At 43.6% G+C, this 1,516-nt stretch carries 1 protein-coding gene; it reads right to left on the bottom strand.

Annotated features, from left to right (window positions below; all coding sequences use genetic code 11):
- Nucleotides 1-61: 61 nt before the first annotated feature.
- A protein-coding gene (locus DL94_RS15895; RefSeq protein WP_369793728.1) for an IS3 family transposase occupies nucleotides 62-1,461 on the bottom strand; the annotation gives its coding sequence in 2 pieces (ribosomal slippage) (nucleotides 62-970 and nucleotides 973-1,461; 1,398 coding nt in all).
- Between the last annotated feature and the right edge of the window lie 55 nt (nucleotides 1,462-1,516).

Genomic DNA, 1,516 nt, shown 5'->3' with positions numbered 1-1,516 from the left:
TGTAGTGACCCCAAAAAGTTAGACCTAACCGTAGTAGCATTTGTTGCTGCTACGGTTTTTATTATGCTGCTGCATGCCGCAACCGATATTCCACTGGGCTTAGCCAGCCCAATCGTGCCTTGATCCTATGGTTGTTGTAGTAAGTGATGTATTTCTGTACGGCTTCCCTCAATTCTTCAAAGCTGTGGTATGTATGACCATAATATATTTCCTGCTTCATTATGCCAAAGAAATTTTCCATTACACTATTGTCCAGGCAAGTTCCTTTTCTCGACATGCTTTGATAAATCTTCTCTTCCTTTAAGCGGGTGACATAGTTCCCCATTTGATACGCCCATCCCTGATCAGAGTGGAATGTCCGGCGGTAGGGACAGTCACTAGTTACTTCAACAGCCTTCTCCAGGGCAGCCATAATTCCCTGCGAAGAGGGCCGCTTGGTGAAGCTGAAACTGATAATTTCACGGTTGAACAAATCCAGAAACGGGTCTAGATATGCCTTGCGTGTAATAATGTTTCCTTTCGCGTCAACCTCATAGTACTTGAACTCGGTAGTGTCTGTAACGATTTTCTGGTGCGGTATGCAGGTATTGAACCGCCGGCGCAGCCTGTTTGGAGCAACTCGACCAACAGTTCCTTTATATGAATTATACTTGCGACTTCTATGCATAAATGATTTTACCTGCAAGCCTAGCTTCTGGACCAGTCGCTGAACCCTCTTGTGATTCACGAGGATGCCTTTCTGGCGCAGCTTTCCACAGATGCGACGATAACCAAAGTCCTTATTGCTTTTTCGTATAGCTAAGATCTTATTTTCTAAATCAGCATCTGGCGAAGGACAGTCAAAACGCTTCTGCCAATACATATACGTCGCTTTAGGAAGATTTACAACAGCAAGGATTTCTTTTAATCTGAAGGTTCCTCGGAGACTGTGGACAATCCTTGCTTTCTTTTCTGCTCCTCTTCCGCTAGCCGCAATCTCCTCGCTTCTTTTAAATAAGCCACCTCAATTCTCAACTTGAGATTTTCTTCTTCAAGCTGTTTAAGCCGCTCAGCCTGCTCATCTGTTGATGTTAATTGGATAGTGTTGATATCTGGCACCTTGGGACGCCTGCCTTTCCGTTGTGGTTTGAGCCCCTCCACACCGACCGCACGATACCGCTGCACCCAGTTTACTAACATGCCGTGAGATTTAATGTCCAGCAGTAAAGCCAAATCTTGGTAGGAAATCTCTGTACTTAGATATAACTCTACTGCATGTTGCTTGAATTGAAAAGAATAAGTTTTCCTATGTCGCGACCGTTTAAGTCCTTGTAAACCATACTTGCGATACACTGCAACCCATTTCGCGATAATTGATTTACTGGAAATGTTATGTTTTTGGGCTAATAAGCCATATCCTGATTTTTTCTGCAGGTATTCATTGACAACCCTCATCTTAAATTCAAAACTATATTTTGCCATGAGAAAGCCCCCCATAAGTTAGCCTTTCTAGGTCTAACTTATGGGGGGCAGTACA

It is taken from the genome of Selenomonas sp. AE3005 (genome assembly GCF_000686945.1).
GTDB lineage: Bacteria > Bacillota > Negativicutes > Selenomonadales > Selenomonadaceae > Selenomonas_A.
This window is presented reverse-complemented; position numbering and strand designations above follow the sequence as displayed.